The sequence below is a fragment of the bacterium genome (assembly GCA_035528375.1).
Lineage (GTDB): Bacteria > RBG-13-66-14 > RBG-13-66-14 > RBG-13-66-14 > RBG-13-66-14 > RBG-13-66-14.
In genome coordinates this window covers 66,817-86,230 of sequence record DATKYS010000118.1, presented here as the reverse complement: position 1 = coordinate 86,230, position 19,414 = coordinate 66,817, and the positions used below count along the sequence as shown (strand labels likewise).

The window sequence follows — 19,414 nt, the reverse complement described above, 5'->3', positions numbered from 1 at the left end:
GCGCCGGGCTTGCCGTCTCGGCAGTACATGACGACGCGGCCCTTGACGTTGCGAGCGCATCGGCCTATTGTTTGTATGAGGCTGCGCGCGTTCCGCAGGAAACCCTCCTTGTCCGCGTCCAGAATCGCCACCAGGGAGACCTCGGGCAGGTCCAGCCCCTCGCGCAGGAGGTTGATCCCCACCAGGACGTCGAACTCGCCCAGCCGGAGGCCGCGGATTATCTCCACACGCTCGATGGTGTTAATCTCGGAGTGCAGGTAGCGCGAGCTGATACCGGCCTCGGAGAGGTACTCGGCCAAATCCTCGGCCATGCGCTTGGTCATGCAGGTCACCAGTGTCCGGTGGCCCATGGCTATCCGTTCCCGGATTTCCGCCATGAGGTCGTCTATCTGCCCCTCGGAGTTCCGGATGATGACCTCCGGGTCCACCAGGCCGGTGGGGCGGATTATCTGCTCGGTGACGACGCCGTTCCGGGCGGCCTGCTCCAGCTCGTAGGCGCTGGGTGTGGCCGAGGTGTAGATGACCTGGTTCACCATGCTCTCGAACTCCTCGAACTTGAGCGGTCGGTTGTCCAGGGCCGAGGGCAGGCGGAAGCCGTGCTCCACCAGTGTGCTCTTGCGCGAGTAGTCGCCGTTGTACATCCCGTGGAGCTGGGGCAGGGCCACGTGGCTCTCGTCAATGACCAGGAGCCAGTCCTTGGGGAAGAAGTCCAAGAGGACGTTGGGCCTGCTGCCCGGCGGTCGGGCGGTGAGGTGGCGGGAGTAGTTCTCGATGCCGTTGCAGTAGCCCACCTCGCGCAGCATGTCCAGGTCGTAGCGGGTGCGGCTCTCCAGGCGCTGGGCCTCGAGGAGTTTGTTCTCCCTCAACAGAACCTGGAGCCTTTCGTCGAGCTCCTCCTCGATGGAGCGGATGGCCCGCTCCAGGCGCCAAGTCTGGCTGACGAAGTGGCGGGCGGGGAAGACGGTCATCGTCGCCAGGTCGTTTACCCGGTTCCCCGTGAGCGGGTCTATGACCGACAGTCGGTCTATCTCGTCGCCGAAAAACTCGACGCGCAGGCCGGTGTCGCCGTAGGCCGGGTAGACGTCCACGATGTCGCCGGCCACGCGGAAGTGGCCGCGGCTGAAGTCTATGTCGTTCCTCGTGTACTGGATGTCCACGAGCTTTTCCAGAAGCTCGTCCCGCTCGAAGTGGTCGCCCGCGAAGAGCTTCACGCTCATCGCCTCGTAGTCCTCGGGGGTGCCGATGCCGTAGATGCAGGAGACGGATGCCACGATCAAGACGTCGCGCCGGCTGAGGAGGGAGGCGGTGGCCGACAGGCGCAGCTTGTCTATCTGCTCGTTGATCGAGGAGTCCTTCTCGATGTAGGTGTCGGTGGAGGGGATGTAGGCCTCGGGCTGGTAGTAGTCGTAGTAGCTGACGAAGTACTCCACGGCCGAGTAGGGGAAGAGGGTCTTGAACTCGGAGTAGAGCTGGGCCGCCAGGGTCTTGTTGGGGCTGATGACGAGGGTGGGGCGGTTGACCCGCGCCACCACGTTGGCCACGGAGAAGGTCTTGCCCGAGCCGGTGACGCCGAGGAGCACGTTGTGTTTTTTACCCTCCCCGAGCGCATTCACGAGCACGGCGATGGCTCCGGGCTGGTCCCCCTTTGGCACGTAATCGGTGACGAGCTGGAACTTGGACACGCCGGCTCCTGGTACAAAAGTTGCACTTAGCAAGCCGTAAAAGTTACCAGCGAGCGTCTTCGTTGTCAAGGGGTGCAGACAATAGTTGACACCTGGGTCACTTTAATATAACATCTAAAATCTGTGTTGAGCTATCTGTATCATATTGACATAGTTCCAGTTCAGCCACTCGCATTGCTATGATTTCAAATAGTATATGTCCCAGGTGCGGAAACGCCAAACTGTACCGCGTGCGCAGGGACAAGCTCATGTGCAGCGCCTGCCGGTACGAGTGGAAGCCTGATCGGCTTCCGCTGAGGTTGCGTACCGAACAGTGGGAAGCGATTATTCGGCACTTTATCAATAACAACAGCAGTAATTATATTTCCACGGAAACCCATATAGAAAGACGCCGCGTATTGCGGGCCCTGATGGTTCTGCGCCGGGCGCTGGCGGCTTCTCTAAAAGATATATTATCACGACATAACGAGGCGGTCCTCGAAGGCGTATCACGCTCTTTTCCGTGGATTAATACGCGCCGCCGGCCGCTTTACATTTTAATCGGGCGGAATGACCTGGTTTACGCCACGGCCCTGCCCGCGGAAGGGAAATCGGACCTTATCCGCAAATTTAAAAAGGAGCCCGTCTCGCTCTCCATCGCTTACTGGACTCCCACGGACGGGCCCGAAGCGGGGTACATCTACGAGGCGTGTCAGGTTGACGCGAAGGGTCAGGATGAGCTGCTCTCGAACTTCTGGAGCTACCTCAGGGAAAATCTGGTCGGGAGGGGCGGCATCCGCTACACCCGCCTCCCGCTGTACCTCGCCGAGTATGCGTGGAAATTCAACCACCGGAAACTGTCGCGGGATAGAAAGCTGAACCGCCTGCTGAACCTTCTGAGGAGTTGAGCGGAAAGTTGCGGCCCGGCAGCCGTGCGACCCAACCGACCAGGGCTTTTCGCCGACAGGGCGCCCAATCCCGACGACCGAGTGAGCACGACCCGACCGACCAAGGCTCGACGCCTTGGTTTTCCATAAAGGCAAGGGGTTTAAACCCCTTGTCTCAGCATTCGGTCCCCGCCCAACCGCGGTCGAAGTCGCGACCCTTGACTTGACGCCCCGACGCCCCGTAGTATCCACCACGTATGGATAGACGCGCATCCGTGGCGTTTCTCGTCGTTCTCGGCGCGGGCGGACTCTTCGTCGGTCTTTTCGTGGGGCCGGGTCTCGGCCCCGGCGAGTGCGCCCGGCTCCTCGCGGGGTCCGATCCGCTGCTCACGGGCATCTTCGTCCTGCGCCTCGGAAGAACCTTCCTGGGCCTGGTGGTGGGCGCGGCTTTGGGGATGGCCGGAGCCGCGCTGCAGGGGTTGACGCGTAATCCCCTGGCCGATCCATTTCTCACCGGCGTGAGCGCCGGGGCCGGGACGGGCGTCGCTCTGGCGGCGCTCCTCGGCATAGGCGCGGGCCTCCTGGGCTGCCTCGGCCGCCAGGTCTTCGCCTTCGCCGGGGGTCTGGGCGCGGCGCTCGCGGTTTGGGGCCTGGCCGGGCGGGAGAGGGGCTCGCGCTCGGGGCTCATCGTGGCGGGCGTGGTGACCAACGCCACTCTCTCGGGCGTGATTCTGGTCATCCTGGCCTGGCTGCCGGTGTTCAGCCAGGGTGCCGTGCTGGCCTGGCTCCTGGGCGATTTATCCACCCCCTACGTGGAGTGGTGGCCGCTTTTGATCACGGCCGTTATCGTCGTCGCCGCTGGGGTGTACCTTTTCCTTTGCGCCCCGGCCCTGGACGCCCTGGCCCTGGGGGAGGCGCAGGCCCACTCCCTGGGCGTTGAGCTGAAGCGGACTCGGCGTGGCATCCTCCTGGCCGCCTCGCTCGCCACCGCCGCGGTGACGGCCTTCGCCGGCATCGTCCCCTTCGTCGGTCTGGTGGCCCCGCACCTGGTCCGCGTGACCGCCGGCGCCGGACATCGGCGCCTTTTCCCGCTGGCGGCCCTGGTGGGGGCTGTGCTAGTATTAGCCGCGGACAACCTCGTGCGGCTGGCCCTCGTGTACCTCCGTCTGCCGTCCCTGCCGCTGGGGGCGGCGCTGGCCCTGGCCGGGGGACCTTTCTTCTTCCACATCTACCGGCGAAGTGGGCGCGGGGAGCTGCTCTAAGGAGGTTCCTTTGACGGAAAGCCTCTACGATCGCATCGCTGCGGTGCTGACCCGCATCGGCGATAAATCGGCCTTCGAGGAGGTCGCCCTGGTGGGTGAGGACGGGCTCATCATCTGCTCCTGGGGCCGGGGCGGGCACGTGGACCTCCTGAACCTCATATCCCTCCAACTCCAGACCCCCATCGCCGAGCTCCGCCGGGATTCCTCCGGGGTCGAGCTGGACGAGATTTTAGCCACGTCCGTGGGGGGGATGAAGTACTGTTTCCGCTTCTTCCTCGTGGACGGCGTGGATTACGTCCTGGCCGCCGTTTTTCCGCGCAGTCGCCCCTACCGCCGGGCCACGAATAATGCCATCGGGGAGCTCTCCGAACTCCTCTCCTAGCCCGAAGACCGTACCCTTCTCCTGCAGGGCGGTCGGCCGCCCTTTTTGGGGGCAAGGGGTTTAAACACCTTGTCTCCCAGCGGACATTCGCATGACCTTCGAGGAATTCAGCGAAAACCTCCTGGACTTCCCGAAAATCCTCCGGGAGCTCGGCGGTGGAACTCAGACCCACGCCGGTCGGGAACTGGCCCTCGCCCTGAGCCCGACCGCGGCACTTTTCGAAGTCCGAGAGGGATTGGCCCTGGCCGATGAGGCGCGTCGGCTCCTGGCGACGGACTCCCCGCTCCCCATCGGGCGGCACGAGGACCTCCGGCCCGCGTTCCGGAGCCTGGCCCCCCCGGGGGCGACCCTCGAGGCCGGGGCTCTGCTCGAGCTCTACTTCCTGGCGGTGGTCGTCGGCGGATTGCGCCAAAAACGGCCCGACGACGCAATCTACCCAGGTCTGGCCGCGATAGTCGCCGACATCCTGCCCCTGGACGACCTCCGCGACGCCATCGGCGGCGTCCTCGAGGAGGACGGCTCCGTCAAGCCCGACGCCTCGCCCCTCCTGAAACGCCTGAGCCGGGATATGGAAAGGCTCCGCCGCAGGATCAACGACCGCCTGCTGGAGATGATCGCCTCGCCGGGGCTGGGAGACTCACTGGGCGAGCGGGTCGTCACCCAACGGGACGGGCGCTTCGTCATCCCTATCCTGCGCGACTTCCGCGGTCGGGTGGCCGGCATCGTTCACGACCAGAGCAAGTCGGGGACGACGCTCTACGTGGAGCCCCTGGCCGTGGTCGAGGAGAACAACGAGCTGGCCGCCCTCCACCGCGCCGAGCGGGAGGAGATAGCGCGTCTCTTCGGCGAGCTGAGCGAACTGGCGCGGAGTCGTCTCGACGCCATAGAGTTGGACTACGGCCTCGTCGCCCGGCTGGATCTGGCGCAGGCCAAGGGCCGACTGGCGCTGAAGCTGGGCGGCGCCGTCCCCGAGCTCACCGAGGACGGGCCCACCCGTCTCCTGGCGGCCCGCCACCCCGTGCTACTGTTGCACCACCCCGCCGACGAGGTGGTGCCCGTGGACCTCGAGCTGGGCGGCGACTACGACGTCCTTTTAATCACCGGGCCCAACGCCGGCGGCAAGACCGTGGCGCTCAAGACCCTCGGCCTCCTGACGGTCATGGTCCAGAGCGGCCTGCCGATTCCGGTGAGCCCCGACTCCACCGTCGGTATCCGCGCCTCGGTGCTGGCCGACATCGGCGACGAGCAGTCCGTGGAGGGCGACCTCTCCACCTTCAGCTACCACGTCAAGCGCCTGGGCGAGATTTTTTCCGCGGTGGGGCGGGGGTCGCTGGTCCTTCTGGACGAGATAGGCACCGGCACCGATCCGGACCAGGGAGCCGCCCTGGCCATGGCGGTTCTGACCCGCCTGCAGTCCGCCGGGGCCTGGGTGGTGGCCACGAGCCACTACGACTCCCTCAAGGGCTTCGTCTACGGGGCCGAGCGCATGGAGAACGCCCAGGTGGCCTTCGATCCCGAGACACTGGCCCCGCTCTACCGGGTCAGCATCGGTTCGCCGGGGGCCTCGAACACGCTCCAGATGGCCCGCCGCCTCGGGCTGGACGGCGGATTGGTCCGCGAGGCCGAGGGCTACCTCGACGAGGAGTACCTGCGCCTGGACCGCCTGATCGCCGAGCTGGAGGACGAGCGCCGGCGCCGGGGCGACGCCGAGGTGGACAACCAACATTTGAGGGATGAGCTGGAGCGCGTCCGCCGGGAGACGGCCGAGCGCATCGCCCTGATCGAGGGGGGGAAGACGGCGGAGCTGGAGGCCATCCGGCGGTCCCTGGAGGAGGAGCTGGCCCGGGTGGAGCACGAGACGGAGGAGGCGGCCCGACGACTGCGGGAGAGGGGGCAGGCCCCAACCGACGCCGGTCTCTCCCGCCCCCGGGAGAGACTGAAACGGCAGCGCGATGAGCTGAAGCGGCGGTTCACCGCCGAGGATCGCGCCCCGACCGATACCGGGGAGATAGCCGTCGGCGACCGGGTGCGTCTGGACGGCGCCCGCACCGCCTCCGACCTCCTGGAAATAAAGGGCGACCGGGCGGTCATCGCCATGGGGGCGGTCCGGATGACGGTCCCCGTGAGCAAATTGACGAAGGTCGCCGACGCGCGCCCCGCGGGTCCCCCCGAAAGCGCGGAGGTCCCCGACCGCTACGTTCCCTCCGAGCTGCTCATCGTGGGGAAGCGGGTCGAGGAGGCCCTGGAGATTTTAGACAAGTACCTGGACGACGCCGCCCTGGCCGGGCACGGCAACGTCCGCGTCATCCACGGTCGGGGGACGGGGGCGCTGCGCTTCGCCGTTTTGGATTTCTTGAAAAACCACCGCCACGTGCGGGCCTTCGCCGCGGCGGAACCCAAGCTCGGCGGAATAGGCGTCACCGAGGTGGAGCTGAAGTAAATGGCCATTGACGACGCCAGTTTGGAGCGTGTCCGGCGGGCGGCCGACATCGTCGCCGTGGTGGGCGAGTACGTCCAGCTCAAGCGCCGCGGCCAGAACTACGTCGGCCTCTGCCCGTTCCACGAGGAGAAGACCCCCTCCTTCAACGTCCACGCCACGCGCCAGTTCTACCACTGCTTCGGTTGCGGCGTGGGCGGCGACGTATTCAGCTTCGTCATGGAGCTGGAGAAGATGGACTTCCTCGAGGCGGTCCGGCACCTGGCGCGCAAGTTCAACGTCGAAATAAATGAAACCGCCGACCGGACGGGGGACCGCCGCGGGGAGCGGGACGACGCCTACCGGACCCTCGAGCGGGCGACCACGCTCTACCAGCGCGTCCTCACCTCGCCCGCCGGGATCAAGGGCCGCGAGTTCCTCGCCCGGCGCAGGGTTTCGGCGGAGATGCAGGCCGCCTTCGGCCTCGGGTACGCGCCGCCCGAGTGGGATTTCCTGGCCAAGCGGCTCCCCCGCGACGGCGTCCGCCCCGAGCTTCTTCTGGCTTCCGGGCTCTGCACCAAGGGCAAATCGGGCGGGCTCTACGACCGGCTGCGGGACAGGCTCGTCTTCCCCGTCCGCGACCCCCGGGGCAGGGTCATCGGCTTCGGCGGGCGGGACCTCTCCGACGCCCCCGATACACCCAAGTACGTCAACTCGCCGGAGTCGCCGATCTACCACAAGGGGTCGGTGCTCTACGGCCTCGATCTGGCCCGCAAGGGGCTGCGCGATTCCCCGGCCCTCCTGGTCGAGGGTTACCTGGACGTCGTCAGCCTTCACGGCGCCGGTTTCGCGACGGCGGTCGCCCCGTTGGGCACCGCCCTCACCGAGGAGCAGGCCAAGCTCCTGGGCCGGTTCGCCGCCGATCACGGCGTGGTCGTGCTCTTCGACGGCGATTCCGCCGGACAGGCGGCCGCCCTCCGTTCCCTTTTACACCTGGTCAACGCCGGGCTGGCCGTGCGGGTGGCCACGCCCCCTTCGGGGAGGGACCCCGACGACGTGATTCGGGATGACGGCCCCGCCGCGCTGTCCTCGGTTCTCGACGCGGCCGTGGGTATAGAGGAGTTCCTGGTCCTCACCCTGATCGGCCGTCACCGCCCCGCCGACACCCTGGGACGCGGGAAGCTCGTGGAGGAGCTGGCCGGGCACCTCTTCGTCCTCACGGGGAGCATGGCCCGGGACGTGCTCATAGACCGCTTCGCCGACAAGCTCGGGGTGAGCAACCGGTCTCTGCGCCAAGACCTGCGACGCGCCATCCGCGAGACGAGGGCGGTCGCCGGCGACCGGGGCGCCGCGTCGAGACGGATCAGGCCGACTCCTCTCGAGCAGAGCGTGCGGCTGCTCCTCTTCCTCCTCTTCAACGACCGGGAGCGGGCCGGACGCGTGGTCGGGGAAATCCACCCGGACGACTTTCCCGAATCCATCCGCCCCGCCTTGGAGTCGGCCTACGAGGCGGTTCGGGCGGAGAGGCTCGCCGACGTCGGCCCCGCCGCGGAGAAGCTGGAACCGGCCGCACGGGAGGCATTCTTCAGGGTGATGGCGATGGAGCTGGACGAGGAGGAGCGGGAGAAGGCCCTCGTGGACTGCCTGGCCGCTTTCCGGCGCCGCAACCTCGAGACCGAGCTCATCCGGCTGAAGGCGGAGCTGAAGGAGGCGTACCGGAAGGGGGACGAGGAGCGCTATAGGAAGCTCCTGACCCGGATTGATTCCCTGAAGGTCAAGGAGGGGTAGACGCGCGAGCCTGCGGCATTGCAAGTCGTTCAATTACACCGCGTTTCATGATCGGGTCGGGAGCCCTCCGGCCCTTTTTACGCCATCTCGTTGACTTAAAAGGGGTAATGTCAAGGGGTTCCTTGGAAATTCGGTTCGACTCCGGCTATACTTACCGTGAGCAAAAAATGCGGCGTTTTTCCGCGACGCGGGTCGCAGCGTAATATGTAACTTGTTTTTGTTCCACGAGTTATCCTTGTCACAATCCCCGAAAACACTTCCGAAATCTCCCTTGTATCGCCGCCAGGATTTTCTTATCATTGCCCGCTCTTGAAGGTACGGCAACCGGTTCGGTTTGGAGGAGCCCGTGAAGGACGACGACGACAACAGCTTCGACGAAGAGCTTGAAGAGTCCGAAGGCAACGAGGTCAAGCACAACCTCCACGACATCCCCGCCAGCGAGAGTATCGAGAAGCTGATCATTCTGGGCCAGGAGAAGGGCCAGCTCACCTACTCGGAGCTCTACGACGCCCTGCCCTCGGACGTGGTCAGCCCCGAGCAGATTGACGAGCTCCTGATGCTCTTCGACGAGATGGACATAGACATCGTGGACACGTCCAAGGCCAAGATGCCCAAGACGGTCAAGGCGGGTGCCGAGGTCAGCCTGGCCCGGGAGTACGCCGACGCGCTGGCGGACGTCGAGAAGATACGCACCGATGACCCCGTCCGCCTCTACCTGCGCGAGATGGGGCGCGTCCCCCTCCTTTCGCGGGAGGGTGAGATAGAGCTCGCCAAGGGGATAGAGAGCGGCCAGAACGTCATCCAGGACGCGGTGTTCAGCGTTTATTCCACCCACCGGGATCTGGAGGCCCTCGCCGAAAAGCTCCGCCAGGGCGATCTCAAGATCGAGAAGGTGGTCAAGATAAACGCCGAGGGGCGCCTCCCGCTCTACAAGCAGAAGGAGTACATCCGCCGCACCTGCAAGATCCTGGCCGAGACCTACGTCGAGCACCAGCAGATAATGACCGAGCTCGCCGACGCGAAGCATGAGAATCGGGAGCTCGACAGGGCTCTGATTTCGGCCGGTGAGCTCGCCATCCGGGAGAAGCTCTTAGACGTGCAGTTCTCCCCCCTGCAGATAAACCGTTTCGCTGACCGCATCATAGACCTTTTACGCCTGATAAATCTCAAGCAGCGCGACCTGGAGCAGACGACGAAGAAGCTGGGGATAAGCCTCGAGGAAGCCGAGGCCATCTCCGACAACATCACAGTGAAGAACCCCCTGGCCGCCGGGCTGATGAAGCGGCTCTCCACCGACGAGGAGGGGCTGGCCCGGACGGTGCAACGGCTCACCAAGGCCGCCGAGAAGGTCCGGCAGGTCGAGCGGCAGGTCGGCATGACCACCGACGACCTCCGAGACGTGGTCAAGCGGATCCGGGAGGGGCGTCAGCAGGTCCACGAGGCCAAGATGACCCTGGTCCGCTCCAACGTCCGGCTGGTCGTCTCCATCGCCAAGAAGTACACCAACCGCGGCCTCCACTTCCTGGACCTCATCCAGGAGGGCAACATCGGCCTGATGCGGGCGGTGGACAAGTTCGACTACAAGAAGGGCTACAAGTTCTCCACCTACGCCACGTGGTGGATCCGCCAGGCCGTCACGCGCTCCATCGCCGACCAGGCCCGCACGATTCGCATCCCGGTGCACATGATCGAGGCGATAAACAAGGTCATCCGCACCAGCCGCCAGCTCCTGCACGAGCTGGGGCGCGAGCCGACACCCACCGAGATAGCCGACGAGCTCGGCATGAGCGCCGATAAGGTCCGCCGCATACTCAAGATAGCCCAGGAGCCCATCTCCCTGGAGACGCCCATCGGGCAGGAGGAGGACTCCCACCTAGCCGATTTCGTCGAGGACAAGAACACGGTGAGCCCGGCGCGGTCGGCGGCCTTCATGCTCATGAGCGAGCAGATAGAGAGCGTTCTCTCGACCCTGACCCGCCGCGAGGAGAAGGTCCTGCGCTTCCGCTTCGGCGTGGGCGACGGGTGCCCGCGTACCCTGGACGAGGTCGGCACGATCTTCAACGTCACCCGCGAGCGCGTGCGGCAGATCGAGGCCAAGGCGCTGCGCAAGCTGCGGCACCCCACCCGCTCGAACAAGCTCAAGGCCTTCCTCGAGTTGTAAACCGTTTTATACCAATATAAAGGAACGCCACCGGGCGTTCCTTTTTTTTGCGTCTGGACCGGCCTCACTCCTTCCGCGGGAGCAGGTTGTACTTCAGCGTGACGCCGGCGGAGAGGAGCCCGATGAGGTTCCCCGTGTCGAGGTAACCGCAGTCGGGATCGTCGAAGGAATCCGCACCGCCGATGGTGGCGAAGGGTTCCTCTTCCTCCCCCGACGTCACGTGCAGAATCTCCTCCATGCTCCGATGGATTTTCCGGCGGAAGGGGTGCTTGAACTGGTGGATGGTTATCTTCGACTTTTCGCAGGTCAGCATGGCTTCCGCCGCCGCCTCGGGCGACAGGTTGCCGAGCTTGGCGTTGAAGAGCTCCCCCTGCGAGAAGAATAGCGTCCCCTTCTTCTTCTCCCGGCACTCGATGTCCACCCGGCAGGTCAGCTCCTTCGTCGCCAGCACCCGGACGAAGGTGGGCAGTATGACCCCGCTCATGTCGGTCCCGGTTTTGGATTCCCTCGTCAGGTTGACTATCATCCGGTGGAGCACGTCCAGGTCCAGCGGCTTCTCGACGTAGCTGACCGAGTACTCGTCCAGAATCAGCTCGATGTCCGGCGAGCCGTAGGCCGTCATTAAAATGCAGGCGGTCTGGGGGAAATGGTTGACGACCTGCTCGATGATGTCCAGGCCGGTGACGTAGGGCATTATCATGTCGGTGACCAGGACGTCCACGTGCATCCGGTCCAGCAGCACCATCCCCTCCACCGGGTCGGAGGTGGCGGTGTAGGAGAACCCCGGGGAAAGTTGCTCTAGGCCCAGGGTGAGCGGCTCCAGGAGGTTTTCCTCGTCGTCAATGATGAGTACGTTTCGCCGGGGGCATAGCACGCTCCGCTCGTTTCGCCGGGGCGTAACTCGGTTTGCCAGAGGCATAGCTCGCTCCGCTCGGTTCGCTTCGTTTTTCATGTTCCTCGCGGGGTGAATTACCGATTTTGAATGGTCTGCCTCCTTGGACGCAAGATGTGTACCAGGGACGGAGGGCGGATCCCGTCGTTGAAACGGAGAGGCCCGCCGGACGCGGTCCGGCGCCCGGTATAAAAAAGCGGGGCGTCACCCCCGCATAAAAAAACACCGCCGCTGAATCGCGCGTTTTCCTGAAGCGCCCCCCATTTCGCCGGGGTGTAGCTCGCTTCGCTTCGTTTTGGCGCGCCAAACTGGTGTCACATCCCCCTCACTCTGAGCCAGTAGCATGTGTCCGGCGGGGGTTCCAGGTCGGTGAACTCCCAGACGGCCGTCTCGCCATCGAAGGTCGGCTCGGGCAGGTGCTTTTCACCAAAATCCTCGACCACGCCCCAATCCGCCCCCGGGCCCGGGCGCAGGTAGAGGGTGCCGTGGCCGATGGGGGAGTGCCAGCCGCCCCCCGTGCCCAGGGGGTACTCGAAGCAGCCGCCGTCCTCACGCCACACGTAGGGCGCCAGGTAGCTGGCGAAAAGCCGCGTGGTCTCGTACGGGGGAAGGTCGTACTTGAAGAGCGCCATGACCATGGTCGCCGACCACTCCCCCGCCTCGTCGTACTGGGGCCGCAGGAAGGCCCGCGTCTCCAGTTCCTCTCCGTTCACGCTCATCCGCACCCACGGCTCGAAGTCCTCGTCCGGTCCCCCGCCGGGGTAGATGAAGTACATGGGCAGCATCATCGGGGTCAGACCGGAGGGCCCCGCGTTGGTCATGTCGTACCACGCCTCGACCAGGACGACGTCCTCCCAGAAAAAGACGGTGACCTCCTCGTCGGACATGGAGATTGTAGGGTGCTCGGGCGCCGCGCCTCCGGGGCGGTCCTCCACCCAGCGGCCCGGCGCCACGTCGGCCGCCGCGGGGAGGGACGCCAGGAGCAGGATGGTCAGGGTAGGTCTCATGCCGCCTCGCGGGATTGATTCTTTTTCATTCCCATTATATCCCGCGCCGCGGCATGCGTGTCAAGCGCGGGGCTTGCCAGTGCGGGGCGGGCTTGGTATCATCGCGGCGAAGGACGACCCACCGCGAGGTTTCGATGAAAAGGACGCTTCTTCTCTCCGCGGCCGCCCTGGCGGTCCTCCTCGCCGGCTGCGACACGACCACCACCCCCGAGCCCAACCCGACGGACGCCTACGTCCCCCTGGCCCAGGGCAACGAGTGGGACTACGCCTGGGACCTGCCCGACGACGGCGACCCGATGAACTGGTCCGTTTTGGGCTCCGAGGACGGCGCCTGGCGCGTGGAATTGAACTGGGGCGATACGACGGAACAGTGGCTCTGGCGTAACACCGAGGGCGGCGAGTTCCAGGCCAGGCCGGCGGATGAAACCAACTGGCACGTCTACCTGAAAACCCCCATCGAGAAAGATAACTCCTGGACATACACCGACGATGACGGCGTGCTTTGGTATTGCAGTATCGACCAGATAGACATATTCTCCGAAACGCCGTCCGGGCACTACGAGGATTTGGTCTGGGTCACGGTCAAGGACAACGACCAGATTATCAAGAATGTCTTTTTCAAGGAGGGTGTCGGTATCGTTGAGGTCCGTGTGGACGACGACGGGGACCGGGAATCAAACTATCGCTGGTTGCTGAACTACTACACGCTGAAGTAAAGCGGGGAAATGCGCTGTCACGAGTGTAAATACGAGTACCGCTGCGGGGAGGGCCTGAACTGCGGCGGTTTTTCGCGGGAGGAGATGACCGCCCGGTACTCGCCCGGGCTGCGCCCCCTCTTCGACGCCGCGGCGGAGGTGGAGGCGGAGGGCTACTGCCGCCTGACCCGCATCGAGGAGTTCGCCCTCCTGGCGAAAAAGCTGGGCCTCCGGAAGATCGGGCTCGCCTTCTGCATCGGCTCCGCCGAGGAGGCGGCCGTCATCGCCGGGTTCCTGGAGCGGCGCGGTTTCGAGGTCTCCTCGGCCTGCTGCAAGATGGGCGCTTTGTCCAAAGAGGAGCTGGGGCATCCCCGGATTCACGGGGGCGCGGACGAGTCCAGTTGCAACCCCCTGGGCCAGGCGGCGCAACTGGGGCTCGACGGCGTGGGCCTCATCGGCAGCGTCGGGCTCTGCGTGGGCCACGACGCCATTTTGGGCCTGGGCTCGTCCATCCCCGTGGTGACGCTCATCGCCAAGGACCGGGTGACGGGGCATAACCCGGCGGCGGTGGTCTACAACCGCTACCTGCGGCGCAGGCTGGAGTAGGAGGTTAAAGGCCCGGAGGGAGGGCGTCGTCCAGCTTCGAGGGGTCTATCCCGAGCCGGCGCATCATCCGCCGGCCGTTCTTTCCCGAGAGCCCGTCGAAGGCCTTGGCCATGGCGCGGTACTGGGCCAGCAGGCGGTTCACTTCGGCGGTGGTGGTGCCCGAGCCCGCGGCGATACGCCGCCGCCGCGAGCCCTGGATGACGTTGGGGTGCCGGCGCTCGTCGGGGGTCATGGAATCCATTATCGCCAGGGCCCGCTTCATCCCCTGGTCCAGCCCCTCTCCGTCGGCTTCCCGGGCGAACTGGCGCATGCCCGGGACCAGCGCCAGGAGGTCGGTCATCCGGCCCATCTTTTTTATCCCCCGCAGTTGGTCGGCGAAATCCTCCAGGTCGAAGCTGCCCGTGACGGCCTTATTCGCCAGATGCTCGGCCTGACGGGTATCGAAGGCATACCGAGCCTTCTCCACCAGCCCCACCACGTCGCCCAGGCCGAGGATGCGCCGGGAGAGGCGGTCGGGGTCGAAGGGTTCCAGGTCGTCGGGGGTCTCGCCCAAACCGACGAAGCGGATGGGCACCCCCAGGCCGCCGGCGATGGAGAGAATGCATCCGCCGCGGGCGTCGCCGTCCAGCTTGCTCACGATCATCCCGTCCAGCCCCAGGCGCCCGTGGAAGACGTTGGCGACGTTGAGCGCCTCCTGGCCCGACGCGGCGTCCACGACCAGGAAAACCGCCTGGGGCCGGAGCTTCCCCTTCATCTCCGCCAGCTCGGCCATCAGTGGCTCGTCAATCTGCAGCCGGCCCGCCGTGTCCACCACCGTCAGGTCCAGGTTACGCCGGTCGGCCTGGCGCATGGCGGCCAGCGCCGTGCCCATGGCGTCCTCGGTGAAATCTTTCCCGGGGAACGCCTCGGCGCCGACGCGCTCGGCCAGTACCTCCAACTGCTCCCGGGCCGCGGGTCGCTGGACGTCGCAGGCCGCCAGGAGCGAGCGCCGGTTGCCGTGCCTAGTGTACCAGCGGGCCAGCTTGGCCGCCGTGGTCGTCTTCCCCGACCCCTGCAGGCCCACCAGCATCACCGTGGCCGGCAGCGGGAGGTTGAACTCGCCGGAATTTTTCCCCAAGAGGGTGGTCAGTTCCCGCTGCACCACGCCGACGAACTGCTGCCCCGGCGTCAGCGAGCCCAGCACGGCCCCGCCCAGCGCACCCTCCCGCACATCCTCCAGGAATTCCTTCACCACGGCGAGGTTCACGTCGGCCTCCAGGAGGGCGACGCGCACCTCCCGCAGGGCGTCGGCGACATTCGGTTCGGTGAGCTTCCCCCGCCCGGTGAGCTTCTTGAAGACGGCGGAGAGTCGGTCGGTTATGCGGTCGAACATGGCGTCGGCTCGGAAAGGGGCTGACGCGTCAGCCCCGGGGATTACTCAAAAAACCTGTGGTCGCCGTGGTTCAGGAGGCCGCGCCCTCCGCCCGTAGGCGGGACAGGATTTCGCCCAGGTCGCCCTTGAAGAGGGCGCTTCCGACCACGGCCAGGTCCGCGCCGCTGGCGGCCACCTTCGCCATCGTCCGCTCGTTGACCCCCCCGTCCACAATCACCGGCGTATCCACGCGCTCCTTCAGCCAGCGGACCTTGTCCAGGCAGGACTCTATCATCCCCTGCCCCCCCCAGCCGGGGTTGACCGTCATGATCAGGAAGAGGTCGGCCGATTCCAGGAGCGGTTCGAGCTGGACGACCGGGGTGCCGGGGTTGATGGAGACGCCGGCCTTTTTGCCGAGGGCTTTGATGCGGTCGAGGAGTCGGTGTACGTGGGGCGCGGCCTCCTGGTGCACCGTTATCCAGTCCGCCCCCGCCTCGGCGAAGAGCTCGAGCTGCTCCCCGGGGCGGGCGACCATGAGGTGCGCGTCGTAAACGCCCCCCACCGCGCCCTTCAAATCGGCCAGGAGCTTGGCGCCGAAGGTTATGGGCGGCACGAAGTTGCCGTCCATGACGTCGAGGTGGATTGTCTCCAACCCGGCGGCCAGGAGCCGGCGGACGACGGCGCCCAGGTCGGCCTGGTCGGCCGAGAGGATGCTGGGAACGATTTTTACGGCCATCTCAGGCAAGGGGTTTTGCCAGGGGCATAGCTCGCTTCGCTCGGTTAAACCCCTTGTCTCCTTCCTTAGAAGGTGTCCGGCGGCGGCGTTTCCCCGCCACCCTCCGGCGTCGGGACCGTCTCACCGCCGGTGGGCGGGCCCTTGCTTATTACGACCGTGACCGTGTCGCCCCGGGCCACCGTCGCGCCGACCTCGGGGTGCTGGCGGATGATGTGGCCCGGCGGGATACTCGCGGAAAACTCGAAGGTGGTGTCCCCCATCACCAATTCCCAGGTGGAGACACGGCTGACGGCGGTGCGGTAGTCGGCGCCGACCAGGTTGGGCATCTTGAAGGTGGTTTCCTCGGAGCCCAGGGAGACGAGGAGGTCTATTCTGGTTCCGCGCGGCACCTCGCGCCCCGGTTCGGGGTTCTGGCCGATGACCGAGCTCTCGGGGACGTTGGGGTCGTAGCTCTCGCGGACCTTTCCCACCACCAGCCCGGCGCGGCGGAGGACGTCCTCGGCTTGGCGCTGGCTCATTTTGGTCACGTTGGGAATGCGGACATCCTCGGAACCGGCGGAGACGGTGAGCTCGATGATCCGGTCCGGACGCACGTTCATCCCCGGTTCCTGACGCTGGCTGACGACGTAACCGGCCGGCACGTCCGCCGAGTACTCCTCGGCCACCTTCTCGTAGTTGAGACCCATCTCGACCAAGAGGGCGGTCGCCGCCTCGAAGCTCATGTTCGTCAGGTCGGGGACCTCGACCTCCTCGCCACCGACCAACAACGGCATGATGATGAAATTGGCCAGAAGCATGCCGACGACGAGGGCGCCCACGGCCAGGGCGATGTAGAGCAGCACGGTCCCCAGGCGGGCGAGTTTCGGGGATTTCGGCCTCTCGGAACGGGGGGTCGGTTGCCGGGCCGGATCACCGAAGCCGAACCCCTCGAACTTGGGCCGGTCCTGGGGTTGCGAACCGTAACCGGTACCGCTGTCTTTCTGGTCGTTCATCCGCCACCGTTTGTTTCGAGTCTTCCAATCATACCCCATCCGCCGCCGGAAAGGCTACCTCACCCTCCGCACGAGCGCCACGAAGGCTCCGTCGGTTCCTGTCAGGTGCGGCAGGGCGCGGATGTCGCCCTCGGAATCGCCGAAGCGTCCCCGCAGGTCGTCGTCCAGCCCGAGGGCGGCGGGCACCCGTTGAAAATCGCCCCGTCCGCTCAAAAACCTGCCCACCACCCCCTCGTTCTCCTCGGGTTCCAGGGAGCAGGTGGAGTAGGCCACGAGTCCCCCCGATTTTACCAAACGGGAGGCCGAGGTAAGCAGGTCGAGTTGCAGGCGCGCCAACCCCTTCAAATCCTCCGGCTTGCGCCGCCACCGCGCTTCGACCCGGCGCCGGAGCACCCCGGTGTTCGAACAGGGTGCGTCGAGAAGAATTTTATCGAAGCTGTGTTTGGCGAGTGGCGGGAGGGACAGGTCTCCGTTGACCACCGCCGCGGGCAGGCCGAGCCGGTTTATATTTTCGGTCAGGACGGCGCACCGCCGGGGTGAAACCTCCAGCGCCACGGTTTTTAAGCCCCCGCCGGCCAACCGGTGCAGGTGGAAAAGTTTGCCCCCGGGGGCCGAGCAGGCGTCTAAAATAATTTCGCCGGGTCGGGGGTCCAGCGCCGTCGCCGCCAGCGCCGTCGCCGGGTCGGCGGCGTACACCTTTCCTTCCGCGTACGCCCCGGTCGAGGTCAGGTCCGCCCCGCGGGCGAGTCGGTAACAACCGGAGAACCCCTGCACCGCCTCGGCGTCCGGGATTATTTCCCCAGAAACCTCCCCGGCCGTCCGGAAGGGGTTGAGGAAAACGAAGGTGTCGGGCGGCTCGTTGTCCACGGCGCAGAGCCGCGCGGTCTCCTCGAATCCGTACCGTTCCAGCCACCGTTTCACCAGCCAGCGGGGGTGGCTGCCGGTGACGGTCAGGTGACCGACGGGGTCCGCTTCGCGATCGGGCGGTTCGGGGCGGCCCTCGCTCAGGCGCCGCAGGACGGCGTTGACCAGCCCCGCGGCCTTCCGCGTCGTGCTGAAGTTTCGGGCCAGCTCCACCGTCCGGTCCACGGCGGCGTAGGCCGGGACCCGGTCCAGCTCAAGGAGCTGGTAGGCCCCCAGGCGCAGGAGCTCGCGCAGGTCGGGGTGCAGCTCCCGCAGGGGCCGGGTCAGATACCGTTCCAGCCCGTAGTCGAGACAACCCCGCTTGCGCAGGGTTCCCAGGGTCAGCTCGAAGGCCAGCCGCCTCTCCACGGACGGCAGCGCGGTACCGGCCAGCAGCTTGCGCAGCAGGGGCTCGGCGTCCCCCTTCCCGGCGGCCACGCCCCGGAGCGCCTCCCAAGCCGCCGATCGGGCGTCGGGTCGCGCCGTCATTCCCTGTCCAGGCGTTCGATGAAGGTCGCCAGACCCATGGACGGAACGACGTTCCAGCGCCGGAGCTCTATCTCGTTCGTGTCTGCGTCCACGTAGGTGTTGCCGGCCTTGATGGTAAGGATGCCCTCGTAGCCGGCCAGGAGCGCGCTCTTGAGCACGTAGTCGTCGTAGGCGCCATAGGGCAGGGCCAGGCTCCGGACGGGCACTCCCAGGTGCTCCTCGAGGATCATCCTCGAGTCCACCAGCTCGTGCATCAGCCGTTGGGTGTAGGTTCCATGTCCCGACGGGGGCTTGGAGCCCCGGCCGCGCCACGCGCCCCGGTTGGTCAGGTCGCAGTGGGAAACCGTGTGGCTGCCGATCTCGAAGCCGTTGGCCAGCATCTCCCGGTACTGGTCCCAGGTGTTGGACCGGCCGCCGACGCCGATGTAGTTGGTGTAGAGGTAGAGGGTGGCCGTGGCGCCGTACCGCTTCAGAATCGGGTAGGCGTAACGGTAAACGCCGCTCCAGCCGTCGTCGAAGGTCAGCGCCACGCAGCGGGGCGGCAGGTCTCCGCCTCCGGAATAGACGGCGTCCAGCAACTGACCGATGGTGATGAACTCGTATCCCGACTCCGTCAGCCAGCGGACCTCCTCCTCGAACTGCCAGGGGGTGATGACGGTGGAGTACCGGGAGACGTCGCGGAGGTCGTGGTACATCAAAATGGAGACCTTAGGCCTCTCGCCGCGCTCGCGCCGAGGGTCGGCCCACTCGTCCGCCCGGGCCACGTCGTACAGAAGACGCCACTGCCCCACCTTCTCGTAGGGGTGGTAGTCGGCGAGGGTTTCCCAGACGACGGGCTCGCGCCGCAGGAGAGATTCACCGGTCGCCTGGGCGTGGCTTATCTCCTCCCACACCGCGGCGGATTCACCCGGCGAGGGCTCGCCGCGCAGCTTCGCCTCGATGCGGAATGTCTCCGGGGCGCGGTAATCGGTGAGGCTGGTGAGGTCGGGCTTGAGCGCCACGGACTCGAGCGGGTCGAACTCCACCCGGCGGGTGTAGTCGTCCAGGCTCGAGAGGTCCGGGCGGAGGTCGCCGGCCGCGGCGAGCGAGGAGATAACCGTCAGAACGATGAGGATGTATCTTGGCATATCGCGGTGCGTCGCCGCAAGTATAGCACACGCCGGCGGTTCCGTCCGGTGAATCCCGG

General features: G+C 66.0%; 16 protein-coding genes. 8 read left to right on the top strand and 8 right to left on the bottom strand.

Annotated features, from left to right (window positions below; all coding sequences use genetic code 11):
* On the bottom strand, nt 1–1,682 hold a 1,682-nt coding region (uvrB, locus tag VM054_09630; GenBank protein HUT99321.1), incomplete at its 3' end, for an excinuclease ABC subunit UvrB.
* Between the two features lie 410 nt (nt 1,683–2,092).
* On the opposite strand from uvrB, the gene VM054_09625 reads away from it, so the two are divergent.
* From VM054_09625 to rpoD, 6 genes are all read left to right on the top strand, one after another.
* The gene (locus VM054_09625) at nt 2,093–2,569 is read left to right on the top strand and encodes a hypothetical protein (GenBank protein ID HUT99320.1); all 477 of its coding nucleotides are present in this window, start codon (nt 2,093–2,095) and stop codon (nt 2,567–2,569) included.
* Between the two features lie 236 nt (nt 2,570–2,805).
* Nucleotides 2,806–3,810 (top strand): iron ABC transporter permease, encoded by a 1,005-nt coding sequence (locus VM054_09620; GenBank protein HUT99319.1) that lies wholly within the window; start codon nt 2,806–2,808, stop codon nt 3,808–3,810.
* A gap of 10 nt (nt 3,811–3,820) precedes the next feature.
* Nucleotides 3,821–4,192, top strand: a complete 372-nt coding sequence (locus VM054_09615) for a hypothetical protein (GenBank protein HUT99318.1) — start codon at nt 3,821–3,823, stop codon at nt 4,190–4,192.
* A 91-nt stretch (nt 4,193–4,283) separates the two neighbouring features.
* Nucleotides 4,284–6,632, top strand: a complete 2,349-nt coding sequence (locus VM054_09610; GenBank protein ID HUT99317.1) for an endonuclease MutS2 — start codon at nt 4,284–4,286, stop codon at nt 6,630–6,632.
* Complete coding sequence (gene dnaG, locus VM054_09605) at nt 6,633–8,396, top strand: DNA primase (GenBank protein ID HUT99316.1); 1,764 nt, start codon at nt 6,633–6,635, stop codon at nt 8,394–8,396. It begins immediately after the preceding gene.
* Nucleotides 8,397–8,742: 346 nt separating this feature from the next.
* Nucleotides 8,743–10,557 carry an RNA polymerase sigma factor RpoD gene (rpoD, locus tag VM054_09600; protein HUT99315.1) on the top strand — a complete coding sequence of 605 codons (1,815 nt, stop codon included), beginning with the start codon at nt 8,743–8,745 and terminating at the stop codon, nt 10,555–10,557.
* A gap of 64 nt (nt 10,558–10,621) precedes the next feature.
* Here the strand turns inward: rpoD and VM054_09595 are convergent, their stop codons facing one another.
* Together VM054_09595 and VM054_09590 are read right to left on the bottom strand one after the other, a co-directional pair.
* Nucleotides 10,622–11,476, bottom strand: coding sequence for a response regulator (locus VM054_09595; protein HUT99314.1), 855 nt, complete (start codon nt 11,474–11,476; stop codon nt 10,622–10,624).
* Nucleotides 11,477–11,763: 287 nt separating this feature from the next.
* Entirely contained in the window at nt 11,764–12,456 is a 693-nt protein-coding gene (locus tag VM054_09590; protein HUT99313.1) for a hypothetical protein, read from the bottom strand.
* A gap of 134 nt (nt 12,457–12,590) precedes the next feature.
* Between VM054_09590 and VM054_09585 the strand changes: the two genes are divergently transcribed.
* Nucleotides 12,591–13,172: a hypothetical protein gene (locus VM054_09585; GenBank protein HUT99312.1), complete on the top strand. Its 582-nt coding sequence runs from the start codon at nt 12,591–12,593 to the stop codon at nt 13,170–13,172.
* A 9-nt stretch (nt 13,173–13,181) separates the two neighbouring features.
* Nucleotides 13,182–13,757, top strand: a complete 576-nt coding sequence (locus VM054_09580; GenBank protein ID HUT99311.1) for a DUF1847 domain-containing protein — start codon at nt 13,182–13,184, stop codon at nt 13,755–13,757.
* A 4-nt stretch (nt 13,758–13,761) separates the two neighbouring features.
* Here the strand turns inward: VM054_09580 and ffh are convergent, their stop codons facing one another.
* The 5 genes from ffh to VM054_09555 all read right to left on the bottom strand — a co-directional run bounded on the left by ffh (nt 13,762) and on the right by VM054_09555 (nt 19,355).
* A complete protein-coding gene (gene ffh, locus VM054_09575) occupies nt 13,762–15,129 on the bottom strand; it encodes a signal recognition particle protein (GenBank protein ID HUT99310.1) in 1,368 nt (455 codons plus the stop codon).
* A gap of 70 nt (nt 15,130–15,199) precedes the next feature.
* On the bottom strand, nt 15,200–15,844 hold the full coding sequence (gene rpe, locus VM054_09570) for a ribulose-phosphate 3-epimerase (GenBank protein ID HUT99309.1): 645 nt from the start codon (nt 15,842–15,844) through the stop codon (nt 15,200–15,202).
* Between the two features lie 65 nt (nt 15,845–15,909).
* Nucleotides 15,910–16,836: a PASTA domain-containing protein gene (locus VM054_09565; protein ID HUT99308.1), complete on the bottom strand. Its 927-nt coding sequence runs from the start codon at nt 16,834–16,836 to the stop codon at nt 15,910–15,912.
* 54 nt (nt 16,837–16,890) lie between these two features.
* On the bottom strand, nt 16,891–18,228 hold the full coding sequence (gene rsmB / locus VM054_09560) for a 16S rRNA (cytosine(967)-C(5))-methyltransferase RsmB (protein ID HUT99307.1): 1,338 nt from the start codon (nt 18,226–18,228) through the stop codon (nt 16,891–16,893).
* Nucleotides 18,225–19,355: a polysaccharide deacetylase family protein gene (locus VM054_09555; GenBank protein ID HUT99306.1), complete on the bottom strand. Its 1,131-nt coding sequence runs from the start codon at nt 19,353–19,355 to the stop codon at nt 18,225–18,227. Before VM054_09555 ends, rsmB begins: the two co-directional genes overlap by 4 nt.
* Between the last annotated feature and the right edge of the window lie 59 nt (nt 19,356–19,414).